General features: G+C 69.8%; 17 protein-coding genes. 5 read left to right on the top strand and 12 right to left on the bottom strand.

Annotated elements, in window-relative coordinates; all coding sequences use genetic code 11:
* Positions 1-83: 83 nt before the first annotated feature.
* The 4 genes from V7026_RS07520 to V7026_RS07505 are packed head-to-tail and all read right to left on the bottom strand — an operon-like array spanning position 84 to position 3,831.
* Positions 84-1,127: a Bug family tripartite tricarboxylate transporter substrate binding protein gene (locus tag V7026_RS07520; RefSeq protein ID WP_334154789.1), complete on the bottom strand. Its 1,044-nt coding sequence runs from the start codon at positions 1,125-1,127 to the stop codon at positions 84-86.
* 42 nt (positions 1,128-1,169) lie between these two features.
* The gene (locus tag V7026_RS07515) at positions 1,170-2,408 is read right to left on the bottom strand and encodes an FAD-dependent monooxygenase (protein ID WP_334154788.1); all 1,239 of its coding nucleotides are present in this window, start codon (positions 2,406-2,408) and stop codon (positions 1,170-1,172) included.
* Complete coding sequence (locus V7026_RS07510; RefSeq protein WP_334154787.1) at positions 2,405-3,415, bottom strand: S49 family peptidase; 1,011 nt, start codon at positions 3,413-3,415, stop codon at positions 2,405-2,407. Before V7026_RS07510 ends, V7026_RS07515 begins: the two co-directional genes overlap by 4 nt.
* An 8-nt stretch (positions 3,416-3,423) precedes the next feature.
* A complete protein-coding gene (locus V7026_RS07505; RefSeq protein WP_334154786.1) occupies positions 3,424-3,831 on the bottom strand; it encodes a Rieske (2Fe-2S) protein in 408 nt (135 codons plus the stop codon).
* Between the two features lie 109 nt (positions 3,832-3,940).
* Between V7026_RS07505 and V7026_RS07500 the strand changes: the two genes are divergently transcribed.
* On the top strand, positions 3,941-4,543 hold the full coding sequence (locus V7026_RS07500; protein WP_334154785.1) for a Maf family protein: 603 nt from the start codon (positions 3,941-3,943) through the stop codon (positions 4,541-4,543).
* Positions 4,540-5,343, top strand: coding sequence for an SAM-dependent methyltransferase (locus V7026_RS07495; RefSeq protein WP_334154784.1), 804 nt, complete (start codon positions 4,540-4,542; stop codon positions 5,341-5,343). Before V7026_RS07500 ends, V7026_RS07495 begins: the two co-directional genes overlap by 4 nt.
* A gap of 18 nt (positions 5,344-5,361) precedes the next feature.
* Here the strand turns inward: V7026_RS07495 and purH are convergent, their stop codons facing one another.
* The 3 genes from purH to dusB are packed head-to-tail and all read right to left on the bottom strand — an operon-like array spanning position 5,362 to position 8,339.
* Positions 5,362-6,948, bottom strand: coding sequence for a bifunctional phosphoribosylaminoimidazolecarboxamide formyltransferase/IMP cyclohydrolase (purH, locus tag V7026_RS07490; RefSeq protein WP_334154783.1), 1,587 nt, complete (start codon positions 6,946-6,948; stop codon positions 5,362-5,364).
* Positions 6,949-6,993: 45 nt separating this feature from the next.
* Positions 6,994-7,239 carry a helix-turn-helix domain-containing protein gene (locus V7026_RS07485; protein ID WP_334154782.1) on the bottom strand — a complete coding sequence of 82 codons (246 nt, stop codon included), beginning with the start codon at positions 7,237-7,239 and terminating at the stop codon, positions 6,994-6,996.
* Between the two features lie 41 nt (positions 7,240-7,280).
* Positions 7,281-8,339 (bottom strand): tRNA dihydrouridine synthase DusB, encoded by a 1,059-nt coding sequence (gene dusB, locus V7026_RS07480; RefSeq protein ID WP_334154781.1) that lies wholly within the window; start codon positions 8,337-8,339, stop codon positions 7,281-7,283.
* Between the two features lie 93 nt (positions 8,340-8,432).
* On the opposite strand from dusB, the gene V7026_RS07475 reads away from it, so the two are divergent.
* The gene (locus tag V7026_RS07475; RefSeq protein WP_334154779.1) at positions 8,433-8,924 is read left to right on the top strand and encodes a YqaA family protein; all 492 of its coding nucleotides are present in this window, start codon (positions 8,433-8,435) and stop codon (positions 8,922-8,924) included.
* Here the strand turns inward: V7026_RS07475 and V7026_RS07470 are convergent.
* The 3 genes from V7026_RS07470 to ettA all read right to left on the bottom strand — a co-directional run bounded on the left by V7026_RS07470 (position 8,883) and on the right by ettA (position 11,931).
* The gene (locus V7026_RS07470; protein WP_334154778.1) at positions 8,883-9,617 is read right to left on the bottom strand and encodes a helix-turn-helix domain-containing protein; all 735 of its coding nucleotides are present in this window, start codon (positions 9,615-9,617) and stop codon (positions 8,883-8,885) included. The genes V7026_RS07475 and V7026_RS07470 overlap by 42 nt on opposite strands.
* A gap of 44 nt (positions 9,618-9,661) precedes the next feature.
* Positions 9,662-10,180, bottom strand: coding sequence for a DUF1415 domain-containing protein (locus tag V7026_RS07465; protein ID WP_334154777.1), 519 nt, complete (start codon positions 10,178-10,180; stop codon positions 9,662-9,664).
* Between the two features lie 86 nt (positions 10,181-10,266).
* Entirely contained in the window at positions 10,267-11,931 is a 1,665-nt protein-coding gene (gene ettA, locus V7026_RS07460; protein WP_334154776.1) for an energy-dependent translational throttle protein EttA, read from the bottom strand.
* Positions 11,932-12,180: 249 nt separating this feature from the next.
* Between ettA and V7026_RS07455 the strand changes: the two genes are divergently transcribed.
* On the top strand, positions 12,181-13,911 hold the full coding sequence (locus V7026_RS07455) for a DEAD/DEAH box helicase (protein ID WP_334154775.1): 1,731 nt from the start codon (positions 12,181-12,183) through the stop codon (positions 13,909-13,911).
* 18 nt (positions 13,912-13,929) lie between these two features.
* Positions 13,930-14,343: a lactoylglutathione lyase gene (gene gloA / locus V7026_RS07450; protein WP_334154774.1), complete on the top strand. Its 414-nt coding sequence runs from the start codon at positions 13,930-13,932 to the stop codon at positions 14,341-14,343.
* 6 nt (positions 14,344-14,349) lie between these two features.
* Here gloA and serS read toward each other — a convergent pair whose 3' ends face one another.
* On the bottom strand, positions 14,350-15,669 hold the full coding sequence (gene serS / locus V7026_RS07445) for a serine--tRNA ligase (RefSeq protein ID WP_334154773.1): 1,320 nt from the start codon (positions 15,667-15,669) through the stop codon (positions 14,350-14,352).
* A gap of 114 nt (positions 15,670-15,783) precedes the next feature.
* The gene (gene soxB / locus V7026_RS07440; RefSeq protein ID WP_334154772.1) at positions 15,784-17,508 is read right to left on the bottom strand and encodes a thiosulfohydrolase SoxB; all 1,725 of its coding nucleotides are present in this window, start codon (positions 17,506-17,508) and stop codon (positions 15,784-15,786) included.
* Positions 17,509-17,681 lie beyond the last annotated feature (173 nt).

The raw sequence follows: 17,681 nt of genomic DNA, 5'->3' as shown, positions 1-17,681 counted from the left end.
TGCCGTGCTCCACCGGGGGGCACGGCGAGAGTTTCAGGCTCGGCGGGGCCGAGGGGGCGGGGGCGGGGGTTACGGCATCCATGTCACGGGGTCCGGATGTGCTGGCGCTCGATCAGCGGGCGCAAGCGGTCTACGTCGCGGGCCACGCGCCGCGCCAAGGCCGCGGGGGTTGACCCCGTCGCCTGCCAGCCCTGCGCCTGCAGCCGCCGCTGAATGCGAGTGTCGCGCAAAACCCGGCCCAGGGCCTGCGCCAGCCGATCGACGTGCGTGCCGGCCAGGCCCCGCGGGGCGGCGATGGCATACCAGTGCTCGAAGTCGAAGCCCCGCACGCCCCGCTCGGCCAGCGTGGGCACCCCAGGCAGCAACGCGCTGCGCTTGGCAGAGGTCAGCGCCACGGCCGGCAGCTTGGCGGCACGCCAGTGCGGCACGGTCAGCGAAGGGGGCAGCAGCGCCAGTTGCACATCGCCCTGCAACAGCGCGTTGATCACCTGCGGATTGCCGGGATAGGGTACATGCAGCACCTGCCAGCCGGCCGCGGCCTTGAGCAATTCCATGCCCAGATGGAACGGCGTACCCGCCCCTGGGCTGCCGTATTGCCAGGCCATACCCGCGGTGCGCACGGCGCGCAACGCTGCGCCCCCCCGCACCTCGAGCTGGGGCGAGATGCACAACACCAGCGGCGCGGTCGCGACCAGCGACACCGGCTGCAAATCGGTGAAGGGGTCGTAGCCGAGCGCCGGCTGCATCAGCCGCGCCACGGTCAGATGCCCGCTGGGCATCAGACCCACGGTGTGGTCGTCCTCCGCGCGGGCCACGGCGGTGGCCGCGACCTGACCGCCGGAGCCCGGGCGGTTTTCCACCTCGACCGGCTGGCCCAGCACGGCCGACAGCGGCTCGACGACGATGCGCGCGATCTCGTCCGGCGACGACCCTTGCGGAAAACCGACCAGCAAGCGCACCGGGCGCACCGGCCACCGGGGCGGGGTCGCCGCTGGCATGGCCCAACCCGGCGGCAGCAGCCCCCCCGCCGCCCAGGCCACCCCCTGGAGCAGGCGGCGGCGCAGCAGCGACGACCCGGCGGGCGCGGAGTCCCGATCCATGCGGATGGGGCGGGGTGCAGGCTTCATGCAAGGCGATCGGGATCGACGTTGGCCCCTCGGGTTCGAGCGTCAGAACGCCCCCCGAGGCGCCAGCGGATCGGGCGGCCCATCATAGAGCCACGGCTGATCCAGCAGCCGCTCGCCCAGCAAGGCCATGGCCCGGTCGCGCCCCCAGCGCATGAGCCCGCGAGCGTGGAACACGACCCCGTTGCGGCGCGAGCGCGCCTGCACCCGGGCATTACGGGCCCAGCGCCCCTGGGCCCATTGCGCCAGCCATCCGGACCAATCCACCTGCCCCGCTGGCTGCGCGCGCAGCAGCCGGCCCAGCGCCCAGGCATCCTCCAGGGCCATCGCCGCTCCCTGCGCCAGATAGGGGCGCATCGGATGCGCCGCATCGCCGAGCAGCGCCACGCGCCCGCGCGTGTGCTCGTGGGGCCCGCGCATCGGCTCGCGCGCATGCAGTGGCCACAGGCGCCAGTGGAGGACGGCGTGCAGCACCGCTTCCAGATCGGCGTGCACCGGCCCCAGCGCGGCCCGCAGGTGCACGGCGTGGGCCTCGTGGTCCCAGCCCTCGGCATCCGTAGGGGGCAGTGGCCCCTCGACCACCATCACCACATTGAGCCACTGCCCCGCGCGCACCGGGTAATGCACGCCGTGCAAACGCGGCCCCAGCCAGGCGACGACCTCGGACGCGCGCAGACGCGCGGGCAGATCGGCCATGCGCACCAGCCCGCGGTACGCCAAATGGCCGCTGAAGACCGGCCGACCATCCCCTAGCAGCCGCTGGCGGGTCGGGCTCCAGACCCCCTCGGCCGCGAGCAACACATCTGCCATCCAGCAGCGTTTGGCAGCGGTGCGCACCTCCACGCCATCGGCCCGCTCGGCGTGGGCCACCACCGCCTCGCCGTTGTGCAGGGCGACGCCCGTCGCGTCCTGCAGCGCGGCCAGCAGCAGGCCGTGCAGATCGGCGCGGTGGATGGTGGCATAGGGCTCGCCATACCGCTGGCGGGCGCGCTGGCCCAGCGCCAGTTCGCCCAGTTCGTCGCCGCCGTGCGCCGCGCGCACGCGCAGCCGCTGCGGAAAGGCAGCCACGGCCGCCAGCGGGTCGCGCAGGCCCCAGTCGTGCAGAACCCGCACTGCGTTGGGGCCGAGCTGGATGCCCGCGCCCACCTCCGAAAAGCTCGGTGCCCGCTCCAGCAGGGCAATGTCGCTGTCGGGCCGCGCCTGGGCGCAGGCCAGCGCTGCCCCCAACCCGGCCATGCCGCCGCCAACAATCAGGATGCGGCCCGGTGCTGCCCCCGGCCTCATCGCCACGCCGGCCACGCCCCGCGCGCCACGCGCCACGCGCTCTCAGCCGCGCCGGCGCCAAACCGCCGCGCCAGCCGCTCCGCCACGCTTTCGCGCTGGGTGTAGTCCACGATGTCTTCGGCCTTGACGACTTCGCGCGCCACGTAATCCAGGTTGCCAAAGTCGTCGGCCAGCCCCATTTCGACCGCGCGCTGGCCGGTCCACACCAGACCGCTGAAGGTGTCCTCGGTCTCCTTCAGGCGCTCACCCCGGCCCTTGCGCACCACGTCGATGAACTGCCGGTGGATGTCGTCGAGCATCTGCTGCGCATGGGCCCGGTGGCGCGCCGTCTGCGGGCTGAACGGGTCCAGAAAACCCTTGTTCTCGCCCGCGGTGAGCAGCCGCCGCTCCACCCCCAGGCGCTCCATCAGCCCGGTGAAGCCAAAGCCGTCCATCAGCACACCGATGCTGCCCACCAGACTGGCCTTGTCCACATAGATGCGGTCTGCCGCCGCGGCCACATAGTAGGCGGCCGAGGCACAGGTCTCCTCCACCACGGCATAGACGGGCTTGTCGTGCTGCGCCTTCAGGCTCCAGATCTCGTCATTGATGATGCCGGCCTGCACCGGGCTGCCGCCGGGCGAGTCGATCAACAGCACGACGGCTTGCGCACCCGGATCCTCGAACGCGGAACGCAGCGCCGACAGGATGTTGCTGGCGCTGGCCTCGGTGTCCGCCCCGATCTCGCCGCGCAGCTCGATCAGCGCCGTGTGCGGGGAGGCGGAGGGCGCGGGCGGCACGACGTCGCGGTACAGCAGCCACGCCACGGCCCCGAACGCCAGCAGCCAGACCAGCCGCCAGACGTTGCGCCAACGCCGGGCGGCCCGCTGTTCCTGCAGGGCCGCGAAGGCCAGCTTCTCCAGCAGTGCCCGCTCCCACCCGGGACCGACAGGATCGGCCTGCGAGGCAGACGACGGCGTGGCGTCGGAGGCGCCCGCTTGCGCGGTCGGCGGGGATTCGGATGGCATCATGGCGGTCAAAAGACAACGGGTTGCAGGTCGTATTGTGACTGCCAAAAGACCACCCCGTCGTGCTCACGCGCGGGGATGGCGACCAGAGGCCCCCGACCCGGGCCGCCCACACAACGCCCGGTGTGCGGCTCGAACAGCGCCCCGTGGGCACCGCAGACCAGAAACTGCCCCGTCAGGTCGAAAAAGCGGTTGGGCATCCAATCCATCTCCATCGCCACATGGCTGCACCGGTTGAGGTACGCATAGACGGCGCCCCCGTAGCGAATGGCAAAAGCCCGGCACGTCTGGCCCCGGTAGCGCACGTCGAAGGGCACCGCCTCGCCGCCCTCGGCCAAGTCGGCGCTGCGGCACAGCGCATGCCACGGCGCTCCGGCAGCGCCGGTGCCGGCGTCTGTCCCGCTGTCGTCTTGCATCGACTCGTCCATACCGTCCCATCCGCCATGACGATGGGGCCCACTCGGGCGCCCGCTTCACCCCACCTGACGCAGCCAAGCATAGCGCGACGGCGGCGACAATACCGCCATGGAGACCTTTGCCCCTGCCCAGCCCCGGCCCATCGTCCTGGGCTCCACCTCGCCGTACCGGCGCGAGCTGCTGGCGCGGCTGCGCCTGCCCTTCGAAACCGTCGCCCCCCAGGTGGACGAGACCCCCCTGCCGGGCGAATCCCCGGCCCGCTTGGCGCAACGCCTGGCCCGTGCCAAGGCCGAGACCGTCGCCCAACGGCACCCGCAGGCCATCGTGATCGGCAGCGACCAGGTGGTGGACCTGGATGGTGCCGCGCTGGGCAAACCCGGGACGCACGAGCGCGCCGTGGCGCAGTTGCGCGCCATGCGCGGGCGGACAGTGCGCTTTCAGACCGCGCTGGCGATCGTCTGCAAAGCCGGCGGCTACGCGGCGGAGGATCTGGCGGTGGTGGAGGTGCGCTTTCGCGACTTGAGCGATGCAGAAATTGAGCGCTATCTGCTCGCCGAGCGCCCTTACGACTGCGCCGGCAGCGCCAAGAGCGAGGGGTTGGGCATCGCGCTGCTGGAGGGCATCGTCAGCGACGACCCCAGCGCGCTCGTCGGTCTGCCGCTGATTCGCACTGCGCGGCTGTTGCGCGGCGCCGGGGTGACGTTGCCATGAATCCGACCGCCCCCGAGGCCGCAATACCCGACGCAGTGGTGCCCGGCACGCTCTACCTGGTGCCGACGCCGTTGGACTTTGGCTGCGCCCCGCAGCCGGACGTGCGTGACGCCCTGCCCGCCTCGACCCTGGCGACGGCCGCCCGCCTGACGCACTGGATCACCGAAAACGCCAAGAGTACGCGCGCCTTCCTCAAGCGCGTGCAGGCGGTGCAGCCCCTTTCGGCCCCGCTGCAGCAGCACACGATCACCGAACTGCCGCGCGATTGGCACAAACACGGCGACCGCCACCGGGGGGCAGAAGCCCAGGCGCGCGAATGGCTGGCGCCGGCGCTGCAGGCCCACGCCATCGGTTTGGTGAGCGAGGCCGGCATGCCCGCGATCGCAGACCCCGGAGCCGCCGTGGTCCGCGCCGCCCACGCCCTGGGCCTGCGCGTGGTGCCGCTGACGGGCCCGGTGTCGCTGATGCTGGCGCTGGCCGCCAGCGGCTGCCACGGCCAGCACTTCGCTTTCGTCGGCTACCTGCCGCAGGGCGCCGGGGAACGTGCGGCGCGCTTGCGCGAGCTGGAAGCCACCGCACGCCGGCTGGCCCAGACCCAAATCTTCATCGAAACGCCCTACCGCAACGCCGCCTTGCTGCAGACCGCGCTGCAGGTGCTGCAACCCGACACGCGGCTGGCGCTGGCCTGTGGCCTGGGTCTGCCGACGCAAGCCGTGCACAGCGCGCGCGTGGCCGACTGGCGCCGCCAGCCGCCCACCCTGCCGCTCGATTTGCCGGCCGTGTTCGCCCTGGGCCACTGAATCGGGGCCCACCCGCCGTCAGTGGCGGAAGTGGCGCACACCGGTGAAGACCATCGCCACGCCGCGCTCGTCGGCGGCGGCAATCACCTCGGCATCGCGCACCGAGCCGCCCGGCTGGATGACGCAGGTGGCGCCGGCGTCCACCACCACGTCCAACCCGTCGCGGAACGGGAAGAACGCATCGCTGGCCACCGCCGTGCCCTGCAGGCTCAGGCCCGCGGCCTGCGCCTTGACGCTGGCGATGCGCGCGGAGTCCAGCCGGCTCATCTGCCCGGCGCCCACGCCCATCGTCATGCCGTCCTTGCAGAAGACGATGGCGTTGCTCTTGACGTACTGCGCCACCGCCCAGGCAAACAGCAGGTCCTGCAGCTCCTGCGCGGTGGGCTGGCGGCGCGTGACGACGCGCAGATCCTCGGGCCGCAGCACGTGGTGGTCGGCGGTCTGCGCCAGCACGCCGCCGCCGACGCGCTGCAGGTGCAGCCGGTTGCGCGTGGCCGCCACATCGGTCGGCAGCGCGATGCGCAGCAGCCGCACGTTGGCCTTGGTCTTGAACACCGCCAGCGCCTCGGGCGTGAAGTCCGGCGCGATCAGCACCTCGACGAACTGCTGCGCCACCGCCTGCGCGGCCTGGCCGTCCAGCGGGCGGTTGAAAGCGATGATGCCGCCGAAGGCGCTGGTCGGGTCGGTCTGGAACGCCTTGCGGTAAGCCTCCAGCGCAGTGGCGCCCACGGCCACGCCGCACGGGTTGGCGTGCTTGATGATGACGCAGGCCGGCGCCTCGAAGCCTTTGACGCACTCCCACGCCGCATCGGCGTCGGCGATGTTGTTGTACGAGAGCTCCTTGCCCTGCAGCTGCTGTGCGGTGGCCAGCGACCCCACCGGCGCGTCCGGGTCGCGGTAGAAGGCGGCCTGCTGGTGCGGGTTCTCGCCGTAGCGCAGGTCCTGCACCTTGGTCCAGCAAGCGTTGAACTGGGCCGGAAACGGCCGCCGCGCCGGCTCGGCCTCGGCCGCCGGCACGCCGGCCGACAGATCCAGCGCCGACAGGTACTGGCTGATCGCGGCGTCGTACTGCGCGATGCGGTTGAACGCCGCCACGGCGAGCTGAAGGCGCGTGGCGTCGCTGAGGCGCCCGCCGTCCTTGAGCTCCGCCAGCACCGGGGCGTACTGCGCCGGGTCGGTCAGCACGGCCACGTCGCGCCAGTTCTTCGCCGCCGAGCGCACCATCGCCGGCCCGCCGATGTCGATGTTCTCGATTGCCTCGGCCAGCGTGCAGCCGGGCCGGGCCACCGTGGCCTCGAACGGATAGAGGTTGACCACCAGCAGGTCGATCGGCGCGATGCCGTGCTGCGCCAGCGCTGCCATGTGCGCCGGCACGTCGCGCCGCGCCAGCAGCCCGCCGTGGATCTTGGGATGCAGCGTCTTGACGCGGCCGTCCAGCATTTCCGGAAAGCCGGTCACGTCGGCCACCTCGGTGACCGGCAGGCCGGCCTCGGCCAGCAGGCGGGCGGTGCCACCAGTGGAGATCAGCTGCACGCCCAGCGCGTGCAACTCGCGCGCCAGCTCCAGCACGCCGGTCTTGTCGGAGACGGAAATCAGGGCTCTCATCATCGGGGATCCTCGGGGACGGTTGCGGTGAATCGGGGCCGGCCGTTAGCCGTCGAGCAGGCCGTGCTCGAGCAGCTTTTTGCGCAGCGTGTTGCGGTTGAGGCCCAGCCACTGCGCGGCGCGCGACTGGTTGCCGCCCGCGCGCGCCATCACCACCTCCAGCAGCGGCTTTTCCACCGCGCGGATCAGCATCTCGTGCAGGTTGGCCGGCTCGGTGTCACCGAGCGTCGCAAAGTAGGCGCCGAGGCTGGCACGCACGCAGTCGGGCAGGTGGGGGGACTGGGCATCCATATCGGGTCGGGGTCGGAAGCGGTATCGGGATCGGTGTGACCTCAGGCCGCCAGCACAGCCTCGGCCTCGGCAAGCGCGACGGCCGCGCCGGGCGGCGCGGCGTCGCGCTCGTCGAGGAACGCCTCCAGCGCCTGCAGCTGCTGCTCGGCCCGCGCGGCGGCGATCACCGCCGCGCGCAGCCGCTGCTGCGCCGCCAGCGGCCCGCCGAGCGCACGCAAGTACCACAGCAGATGCTTGCGCGCGCTGCGCACGCCAGCGGCCTCGCCGTAGAGCGCATAGTGGTCCAGCAGGTGCTCGCGCAGCCAGTCGCGCAGCTCGGCGGTGCTGGGCGGCGGCGCCGGCCGGCCGGTGCGCAGCTCGTGCAGGATGTCGCGGAACAACCACGGCCGGCCCTGCGCCGCGCGGCCGATCATCACCGCATCGGCACCGGTGTGCGCCAGAACCCGGCGCACCGCGGCCGCGCCGTCCAGATCGCCATTGGCCACCACCGGGATGCGCACCAGGGTCTTGACGAACGCCGTGGTGTCGTGCTCGGCCACGCCGCCGTAGCCCTGCGCGCGCGTGCGGCCGTGGATGACGAGCATGCACACGCCGGCGTCCTCGGCGATGCGCGCCAGCCGCGGGGCGTTGCGCACCGCGTCGCACCAGCCGGTGCGCATCTTCAGTGTCACCGGCACGCCGTGCGGCTCGCAGGCCGCCACCACCGCCTCGATGATGGCGGCGGCCAGCGCCTCGTCCTGCATCAGGGCGGAGCCGGCCCACCGGTTGCAGACCTTCTTGGCCGGGCAGCCCATGTTGATGTCGATGATTTGCGCGCCGCGGTCGATGTTGTGGCGCGCGGCTTCGGCCATCATCGCCGGGTCGGTGCCGGCGATCTGCACCGCGATAGGCCCCGGCTCGCCGTCGTGGTTGGCGCGCCGCGCGGTCTTGAGGCTGGCCTGCAGCTCCGGGCGCGAGGTGATCATCTCGCTGACCGCGTAGCCGGCGCCCAGCCGCTTGCACAGCCGCCGAAACGGCCGATCCGTCACCCCGGCCATCGGCGCGACGAACAGGCGGTTGGGCAGCGTATGGGGCCCGAGGGCCAGACCGGCGGTCATCATGGTTGCACAAAAAACAGGCAGCATTGTAGCCGCCGCCTGCGGCGCTCCTGCCCACCCCCTATACTGCGCGCCGCCCCCCCTCCGCCCCGCCCGATGGACACCTGGATCATCCCCCTGCTGCACACCCTCAGCTTGCCCGAGGTGGGCCTGACCACGGTGTTCGTGGTGGCGTTCGTCTCGGCGACGCTGTTGCCCATGGGCTCGGAGCCGGCGGTGTTTGCGCTGGTCAAGCTCAATCCGGAGCTGTTTTGGCCAGCGGTGCTGGTGGCCACCGCCGGCAACACGATCGGCGGCGCCATCAGCTGGGCCATGGGCTACGGCGCGCACGCCGCCATCGACCGCGCGCGCGGCTCGCCCACCCATCTGCGCGCGCTGGACTGGCTGGAACGCTTTGGCCCCAAGGCCTGTTTGCTGAGCTGGCTGCCGGCGGTGGGCGATCCGCTGTGCGCGGTGGCCGGCTGGCTCAAGTTTCCGTTCTGGCCGTGCGTGGCCTACATGGCCGTGGGCAAATTCGCACGTTACGTGGTCATGACCGCCGGGCTGCTATGGCTGGTGCCGGGCGACTGGTCTGCCCTGGCGCGCTGAGGGGGCATCGCCCGCCGCAGACGCAGCAGGGGGGGCCGTGTCGCGCAACCGCTCGCCCAAGGCCCGCTCGATCAGCGGCGGCAAATCGCGCACGAGGTCGGGCTTGTGCACCACGGCGACGCCCTCCAGCGCGTGCGCATAATCGCGGCGCGCCTGCTCGTCCAGCGAGGTGAGCACGATCAGCCCGCACCCGCCAAACAGCTCGTGGCGGCGCAGGCCCATGACCATCGATGCGCCATCGATGCCCGGCAGCAAGATGTCCACGACCAGTAGATCTGGCTGCAGCTGACCAAAGGACACCAGACCCGAAATCCCGTCGCCCGCCACATGCAACTCGGCGCGGGGGAAGCGCTGGCGCACCAGCAACTGCACCAGGTGCTGAAAATGCGAAGAATCCTCGATGAGCAGGATGCGCGGCGGCCGGCCGCTGCGCGCTGCCCCTCGGCGCGGCCGCGCCGTGCGCGATGCGGCTGGGGGGACCACCCCGGCGCGGCTGCGGGCCAGCCAGCGCTGCAGGGACGACGCGGTGATACGGCGGTGTCCCCCCGGGGTTTTCCACGCCTGCAGATCACCCCGGTCGACCATCAACTGGACGGAGCGCACGGCCATGCCCAGAATGCGGGCGACCTCCAGCGTGGTGTAGTACGACTCGGCGTCAGATGGCAAATCGGAATCGATATCGACCGGTTTCATTCTCGCCATTTTGACCTAAAACTGACAAGAATGCGGATTTTTGCTCATTCGTCCGCGCCGAGCAAGCGCTGCCACCCCTGCGGTCCGAGTCGGCGCAGAGTGTCCAGATTGCGCTCGACGATCGCCTCGACCGGGTCGCCCGATGCCACGGCGCGCGCCACGCTGTCCTCGCGCAGCAGGTGCAGCGTCGCGTAGGGCGCGCGGTTGGTGGCGTTGGTGATGTCGTCCGGATCGACGCCGTCGAACACGAAATCCGGGTGAAAGGGCGCGACTTGGATCACCCCCTCCAGCCCGTGCTCTTCGATCACCCGGTCCACCACGTCCAGAAAGTCGTTGAACACGAAGAAATCCGGAAACAGCGTCGGATGCACGAGCAGCGTCGTGTCGAGCACCTCGGGCGGCGTGTTGCGCAGCCGCAGCAGTTCGGCATCCAGATCGTCTAGAAACGCGTCCAAATGCCGCGCCTGGCTGACCGCGATACGCACCTGGTTCTTCACCCAGACCGCCTTGGCAAACGGGCACAGATTCAGGCCGATGACGGCGCGATCGATCCAGCGGCGCATTGCCGCCTCGACCGCGGGCACGTCGGACCCACCACCGGGCGGAGCGGCCGAAACACCGGGAGCGGGGACGGGCGCGGCAGCCACGGTCAGGCCAGCGACTTGAAGCGCACGCGCTTCGGGCGCGCCCCTTCTTCACCCAGCCGGCGCACCTTGTCGGCCTCGTACTCGGTGAAGTTACCGTCGTAGAAATACCACTGGCTGTCGCCCTCGTACGCCAAAATGTGCGTACAGATGCGGTCGAGGAACCAGCGGTCGTGGCTGATGACCAACGCGCTGCCGGCAAACTCCAGCAGCGCATCCTCCAGCGCGCGCAGGGTTTCCACATCCAGATCGTTGGAGGGTTCGTCCAGCAGCAGCACGTTGCCGCCCTTGGCCAGCGTCTTGGCAAGGTGCAGCCGGCCGCGCTCGCCACCCGACAGGTCGGCGACGCGCTTTTGCTGGTCGTTGCCCTTGAAGTTGAAGCGGCCCAGATACGCCCGGCTGGGCATGACGAACTTGCCGACGGTGATGTTGTCCAGCCCGCCGGAGACATCCTCCCACACGGTCTTGCTCCCGTCCAGGCTGTCGCGGCTCTGGTCCACGAAGGCGAGCTTGGCGGTCTGGCCGATGATGATCTCGCCGCTGTCGGGCTTTTCCACGCCCTGGATCATGCGAAACAGCGTGGACTTGCCCGCGCCGTTGGGGCCGATGATGCCGACGATGGCGCCCGCCGGCACGCTGAACGACAGGTTGTCGATCAGCAGCCGGTCACCAAAAGATTTGCTGACGTTCTTGAACTCGATGACCTGCGAGCCCAGCCGCTCGGCGACGGGGATGAAGATCTCGTTGGTCTCGTTGCGCTTTTGGTATTCGTAGTCGCTCAACTCCTCGAAGCGCTGCAGACGCGCCTTGCTCTTGGCCTGGCGCCCCTTGGCGTTGGAGCGTACCCACTTGAGCTCCTCCTTCATGGCCTTGCGGCGCGCGTCCTCGGACTTTTGCTCCTGCTCCAGCCGGCGCTCCTTTTGCTCCAGCCATTCGGAGTAGTTGCCCTTGTACGGGATGCCCATGCCGCGGTCCAGCTCCAGAATCCATTCCGCCGCGTTGTCCAGGAAGTAGCGGTCGTGCGTGATCGCCACCACCGTGCCGGGGAAGCGCTGCAGGAACTGCTCCAGCCAGTGCACGCTCTCGGCGTCCAGGTGGTTGGTCGGCTCGTCCAGCAGCAGCATGTCCGGCTTGGACAGCAGCAGCCGGCACAGCGCCACGCGGCGCTTCTCGCCACCCGAGAGGTTTTTGATCTGGGCATCCCACGGCGGCAGGTTCAGCGCGTCGGCGGCCAGCTCCAGTTGCAGGTCGGTGTTCTCGCTGCCGGCGGCGGCGATGATGGCCTCCAGCTCCGCCTGCTCGGCGGCCAGCGCGTCGAAGTCGGCGTCCGGCTCGGCATACGCGGCATAGACCTCCTCCAGCCGCTTCTTGGCCGCCAACGCGCCGCCGATGCCCTCTTCCACCGCCTGACGCACGGTCTGGTCGGGGTTGAGCTGCGGCTCCTGCGGCAGGTAGCCGATCTTGATGCCGGGCATGGGCACGGCCTCGCCCTCGAAATCCTTGTCCACCCCGGCCATGATCTTGAGCAGCGTGGACTTGCCGGCGCCGTTGAGCCCCAGCACACCGATCTTGGCGCCGGGGAAGAAACTCAGCGAAATGTCCTTCAAGATCTGCCGCTTGGGCGGCACGGTCTTGGAGACGCGGTTCATCGTGAAAACATACTGGGCCATCGCGGGCTACCTTCGGAAAAACAACGGATCGAGAAAAAAATGTCCCGGGATCGCGGCCCGGGTTTCCTCGAATTATCCCAGTTATGCGACAATTCTGGTTGACCGGGCCCTGCAGTCGCGCCCCGGCTCACCTCCCTGACCCCATCTGCCCCTGACTGAGCCGCTCGACCGGTGCGCGGGATCGACCGATCCGGCATCCGACGGCGTGGGCCGATGCCGCGCGCCCCGGCATGGGCGCCCGACCCTCACATGACATTCGAAGAACTCCAACTGCTGCCGGCCATCGTCGAGGCCGTGCGCGAGCAGGGCTACGAGACGCCCACCCCCATCCAGGCCGAGGCCATCCCCGCCGTGCTGGCCGGACACGACTTGCTGGCCGGCGCCCAAACCGGCACCGGCAAGACGGCGGCCTTCACGCTGCCCATGCTGCATCGGCTCGCCTCGCGCGGCGAGACGCCCAAGCGCGGTCAGCCGCGCCCCATCCGCGCCCTGGTGCTGACTCCCACCCGCGAACTGGCCGCCCAGGTCGAGGACTCGGTCAAAGCCTACGGCAAGCACCTCAAACTCAGGTCTGCGGTGGTGTTTGGCGGCGTGGGCCTCAATCCCCAGATCGAAAAGCTGGCCAAGGGCGTGGACATACTGGTCGCGACGCCGGGCCGACTGCTGGACCTGGCCGATCAGGGCCACCTCGACCTGTCTAAGGTCGAAATCCTGGTGCTGGACGAGGCCGACCGCATGCTCGATATGGGCTTCATCCACGACGTGCGCAAGGTGCTGGCGCTGCTGCCGGAAAACAAGCAGAGCCTGCTGTTCTCGGCCACCTTCAGCGACGAGATCAAGGCGCTGGCCGCCGGCCTGCTGCGCGAGCCGCGGCACATCCAAGTGACGCCACCCAACACCGCGGTGCAGCGCATCCGCCAGACCATCCACCCCGTGGGCCGCACCAAGAAGACGGCGCTGCTCAAGCACCTGCTGGACGGCAACGGCTGGAACCAAGTGCTGGTGTTCACGCGTACCAAGTTCGGCGCCAACCAGGTGGCGCAGTTCCTAAACGAACAAGGCATCAGCGCGATGGCGCTACACGGCAACAAGAGCCAGACCGCGCGCACCCAGGCGCTGGATGGCTTCAAGAGCGGGCAGCTGCGCGTGCTGGTGGCCACCGACATCGCCGCACGCGGCATCGACATCGAGGAGCTGCCGCACGTCATCAATTACGACATTCCCAACGTGCCCGAGGACTATGTGCACCGCATCGGTCGCACCGGCCGCGCCGGCGCCGAGGGCGAGGCGCTGAGCTTCGTCAGCCTCGACGAGGAAGGCTGGATGATGGCCATCGAGCGCTTCACCGGGCAACAGATCCCGGTGCAGGTGCTGCCGGAGTTCATGCCCGAGCCCGGGGAGAAGGCCGAACCCACCGCCATGGGCCGCCAAGTGCTTTGGGGCGGTGCCGGCAAGCCCCCCAGCCGCGACGTCATGGCCGCAGCGGCCAAGGCCGCCCGGCGCGAGATGCTGGACCGCATGCGCGCCCGCAAGGCCGGCCCCGCGCCAAAGGCGTCCGCGGCCGCCGAGGCGGCGGAGCGGGCCGATCGGGATGACGACGATGCGATCGACTCGGAATACGGCGACATGGGTGCGGATGGCGAGCCGCGCACCCGCATCGACCCCGAAGGACGGCGCAGCCGCAACCGGCGCCGCCGCGGCAAGGCCAAAGGTGCCGGCGGGGGCACCGGCAACGCTGCTAGCGGCGGCCAGCCGCCCCGTTCGGATGGCGGCCCGGCCGCCCAGCCGCGCCCTCCGCGCGAAGGCGCCCGCAAACCCCAACCAGCGGGGCCGGCACGCCAGCCGGACCCGCTGCGCACCGGCATCGACGCCCTGAACGACCGGGGCCGCCGCAACCGCAACAAGAACCGCGGCGGGGGGGGCAAAGGCGGGGGCGGCGGCATCGATCCGCTGCGCACCAGCTTCGGCCGCATTCAGTGACGCCCACGGAAGTCTGCCATGCGCATTCTCCACACCATGCTGCGGGTCGGTGACCTGCAGCGCTCGATCGACTTCTACACCCGCGTGCTCGGCATGCAGTTGCTGCGCACCTCCGAAAACCCAGAGTACAAGTACTCGCTCGCCTTCCTGGGCTTCGACGGGGGCAACCCCGGTCAGGCCGAGATCGAACTGACCTACAACTGGGGCGTGGACAAGTACGAAATGGGCACCGCCTACGGCCACATCGCCATCGGCGTGCCGGACGTCTACGCGGCGTGCGAGCGCATCCGCGCCGCCGGCGGCACCATCACGCGTGAGCCCGGCCCGGTCAAGGGCGGCACGACGGTCATCGCCTTCGTCACCGACCCCGATGGCTACAAGATCGAGCTGATCCAGCGCGACGTCGACGCCGCCGGGGCGGGACTGCGCTGACGGCCGTTACAGCCGCTCGGCCCCGCCGAGGTAGGGTCGCAGCGCCGGCGGCACGGTGATGGTTCCGTCGGCGTTCTGGTGGTTTTCCAGCACCGCCACCAGCGCGCGCCCCACCGCCAGGCCCGAGCCGTTGAGCGTGTGCACCAGCTCCGGTTTGCCCTGCGCGTTGCGAAAGCGCGCCTGCAGCCGCCGCGCCTGGAAGTCGCCGCAGTTGCTCACCGAGCTGATCTCGCGGTAGGTGCCCTGCGCCGGCAGCCACACCTCCAGGTCGTGCGTGCGCGCGGCGCCAAACCCCATGTCGCCGGTGCACAGCAGCACCACGCGGTACGGCAGCCCCAGCCGCTGCAGGATCGCCTCGGCGTGGCCGGTCATCTCCTCCAGCGCCGCGTGGCTGTGCTGCGGGTGCACGATCTGCACCATCTCCACCTTGTCGAACTGGTGCTGGCGGATCAGGCCGCGGGTGTCGCGCCCGGCCGCACCGGCCTCGGAGCGAAAGCACGGTGTGTGCGCGGTCAGCTTGATCGGCAGTTCGGCCTCGGTCAAGATGGCGTCGCGCACAAAGTTGGTCAGCGTCACCTCGCTGGTGGGGATCAGATACATCGCCCCCTCGTCGCCCTCGGCCCCCCCTTTCTTGGCGGCAAACAGGTCGGCCTCGAACTTGGGGAGCTGCCCCGTGCCGCGCAAAGTCTGCGCATTGACGACGTACGGGGTGTAGCACTCGGTGTAGCCATGCTCGCTGGTCTGCACATCCAGCATGAACTGCGCAAGCGCCCGGTGCAGCCGTGCGATAGGCCCGCGCAGGACGGCAAAGCGGGCACCGCTGAGCTTGGCCGCGGTCTCGAAGTCCAGCCCCAGCCGCTCCCCCAGCGTCACATGGTCCCGCGGCTCGAACGGCAGCGCCGTCGGCGACCCGCCCAGGCCGGCGGCCGGGCTCCAGCGGCGCAGCTCCACGTTGCCGCTCTCGTCCGGGCCGACGGGCACCTCCGGTTGCGGCAGGTTGGGCACCGCCAGCAACAGCGTCTGCAGTTCTGTCTGGATCTGCTCCAACCGCGCGGCGGAGGCCTCCAGCGTACCTTTGATCTGGGCGACCTCGGCCATGGCGGCCTCGGCTTCGGCATGCTGGCCCTTGCCCTTGAGCACGCCAATTTGCTTGGACAGGCTGTTGCGGCGGGCTTGCAGCTCCTCGGTGCGGACCTGCAGGGCCTTGCGCTCGTTTTCGAGCGCGCTGAAGGCCGCGACGTCGAGATAGGGTTGGGGATTCTTTCGGGTCTCAAACCGCGCGACGACAGCGTCGAGGTCGCGGCGCAGGGTGGCGATATCGAGCATGGTGGCGCAATTGTAGGCGGGGCGCCGCACAGCGACGCACCCCGCCGGGCGAACAGCCGGGCAGCAAAAAGCCCGCCAAAGCGGGCTTGGTCACAACCGTTCGGGCTGGCCGGCTCAGGCCGCCAGGCCCGGGTTGCCGCCGACGTTGATGACCTTGGGCTGGTTGATCTGCACCGGTTTGATGACCTTTTTGTCGCGCAGATAACCCGCGACCACGTCCCAGATTGGGGTTCCGGTCACGCCCTCCTGCACCGAGGCCCAGCCTGCCACCTTATAGGTCTTGTCCGCGGCCAGCGGCTTGCCTTTAAGGGTCAGGTTCTGGATGCGCTGACCCATCGGTGCGGTCGGGTCGATGGTGTACTGGATGCCACCGACGCGAACCATGTCGCCGCCCTGCTGGTAGTACGGATCGGGGTTGAACAGGTTGTCGGCCACGTCCTCCATGATCTCTTTGATCTGGGCGCCCGTGAACTCGTTGAGCGTGGTGGCCGGGTAGGTCATGGCCATCTGGTCCATCATGCGCTCGTAGGTGATCACATCGCCCGGAAGCAGACTGGTGCCCCAGCGCACGCCCGGCGAGAAGGCCGCATCCGCCCCCTTGACCTCCATCAGCGCATCCAGGATGAGCTGGTCCCACGATCCATTGAAGTTGCCGCGGCGATACAGCAGACCTTCGGTGACCGCGAGCTTCTCTTCCAGCTTGGCCTTGTACGGCGCACGCACCTTCTCGATGTAGGCCGCCATCTCGGCATCGGCCGGCAGCAGGTTGGCAAACACCGGCAGCAGGCGGTACTGGTAGCCGCGCACCTGACCGTCCCGCACGTCGAAGTCCAGCACTCCCAGGAACTTGCCGTTGGAGCCGGCGTTGGTCACCAGCGTCTGGCCGCCGGCGTTCTTGACGATGACCGGCGCGGGCATGCCGTCGTGCGTATGACCGCCCAGGATGGCGTCGATGCCGCGCACGCGCGACGCCATCTTGATGTCCACATCCATGCCGTTGTGCGACAGCACCACGACCACCTTGGCACCTTTGGCACGCGCCTCGTCGACCATCTTCTGCATGTGGTCGTCGCGGATACCAAAAGTCCAGTCCGGCACCATCCAGCGCGGGTTGGCGATCGGGGTGTAGGGGAAGGCCTGGCCGATGATGGCCACCGACACGCCGTTTTGCTCCTTGATCACATACGGCGGGAAGACCAGTTCCTCGAAGTCCGCCGTCTTGACGTTCTGGGCGACGAAGTCGATGTGGCCCTTGAAGTCCTTCTCGACAACCTCCTGCACGCGCTTGGCGCCGAAGGTGAACTCCCAGTGCGGCGTCATGATGTTGACGCCCAGCAGCTTGCAGGCGTCGACCATGTCCTGGGCATTGGTCCACAGCGAGGTGGCCGATCCCTGCCAAGTGTCACCTCCGTCGCACAGCAGCGCATGCGGGCGGCTGGCCTTGAGCATCTTGACCAGCGTGGCCAGGTGCGCAAAGCCGCCGACCTTGCCGTACGTCTTGGCCGCACGGGCAAAGTCCAGATAGGTGAAAGCGTGCGCCTGGTGCGTGCCCGGGCGGATGCCAAAGTGCTTGAGCAGGTGCTCGCCCACCAAGTGCGGCGGACGACCGCGCGCCTCGCCGACGCCCAGGTTGACGCTCGGCTCGCGGAAATAGACCGGCGTGAGCTGCGCGTGGCAGTCGGTGAAATGCAGGAAGCTGACGTTGCCGAACTTGGGCACGTCGTACAGGCGGCCGACGGCGCCCGGCTTGGCGGCCAGGACGTCCTCGTGGGCAATAGTCATGCCAGAGGCGCTGGCGACGGCCAGTACCTGAAGAAACTCGCGGCGGCTGAAACTCATGGTGACGGTTCCTGTGGAAGCTGGAGGGGCGCCTAGACAGCAAAGGCCAGCGGGCCGTCGGGTCCGCTGGCCCTAGGTGGGCCGCTGCGGTGCGGCCCGGGGCGCCCGGCGTGCGGGATCAAGCGATCACGGCCTCGTCGGTGCGCGACCCGCCCTTGTTGTCGGTCCACTTG

It is taken from the genome of Tepidimonas sp. (assembly GCF_036825565.1).
Taxonomy (GTDB): Bacteria; Pseudomonadota; Gammaproteobacteria; order Burkholderiales; family Burkholderiaceae_C; genus Tepidimonas.
This window is presented reverse-complemented; position numbering and strand designations above follow the sequence as displayed.

Coding starts and splice junctions, on each gene's coding strand:
- V7026_RS07520 (WP_334154789.1), bottom strand. CDS start 1,127: ATGAAGCCTGCACCCCGCCCCATCCGCATGGATCGGGACTCCGCGCCC.
- V7026_RS07515 (WP_334154788.1), bottom strand. CDS start 2,408: ATGAGGCCGGGGGCAGCACCGGGCCGCATCCTGATTGTTGGCGGCGGC.
- V7026_RS07510 (WP_334154787.1), bottom strand. CDS start 3,415: ATGCCATCCGAATCCCCGCCGACCGCGCAAGCGGGCGCCTCCGACGCC.
- V7026_RS07505 (WP_334154786.1), bottom strand. CDS start 3,831: ATGCAAGACGACAGCGGGACAGACGCCGGCACCGGCGCTGCCGGAGCG.
- V7026_RS07500 (WP_334154785.1), top strand. CDS start 3,941: ATGGAGACCTTTGCCCCTGCCCAGCCCCGGCCCATCGTCCTGGGCTCC.
- V7026_RS07495 (WP_334154784.1), top strand. CDS start 4,540: ATGAATCCGACCGCCCCCGAGGCCGCAATACCCGACGCAGTGGTGCCC.
- purH (WP_334154783.1), bottom strand. CDS start 6,948: ATGAGAGCCCTGATTTCCGTCTCCGACAAGACCGGCGTGCTGGAGCTG.
- V7026_RS07485 (WP_334154782.1), bottom strand. CDS start 7,239: ATGGATGCCCAGTCCCCCCACCTGCCCGACTGCGTGCGTGCCAGCCTC.
- dusB (WP_334154781.1), bottom strand. CDS start 8,339: ATGATGACCGCCGGTCTGGCCCTCGGGCCCCATACGCTGCCCAACCGC.
- V7026_RS07475 (WP_334154779.1), top strand. CDS start 8,433: ATGGACACCTGGATCATCCCCCTGCTGCACACCCTCAGCTTGCCCGAG.
- V7026_RS07470 (WP_334154778.1), bottom strand. CDS start 9,617: ATGAAACCGGTCGATATCGATTCCGATTTGCCATCTGACGCCGAGTCG.
- V7026_RS07465 (WP_334154777.1), bottom strand. CDS start 10,180: ATGCGCCGCTGGATCGATCGCGCCGTCATCGGCCTGAATCTGTGCCCG.
- ettA (WP_334154776.1), bottom strand. CDS start 11,931: ATGGCCCAGTATGTTTTCACGATGAACCGCGTCTCCAAGACCGTGCCG.
- V7026_RS07455 (WP_334154775.1), top strand. CDS start 12,181: ATGACATTCGAAGAACTCCAACTGCTGCCGGCCATCGTCGAGGCCGTG.
- gloA (WP_334154774.1), top strand. CDS start 13,930: ATGCGCATTCTCCACACCATGCTGCGGGTCGGTGACCTGCAGCGCTCG.
- serS (WP_334154773.1), bottom strand. CDS start 15,669: ATGCTCGATATCGCCACCCTGCGCCGCGACCTCGACGCTGTCGTCGCG.
- soxB (WP_334154772.1), bottom strand. CDS start 17,508: ATGAGTTTCAGCCGCCGCGAGTTTCTTCAGGTACTGGCCGTCGCCAGC.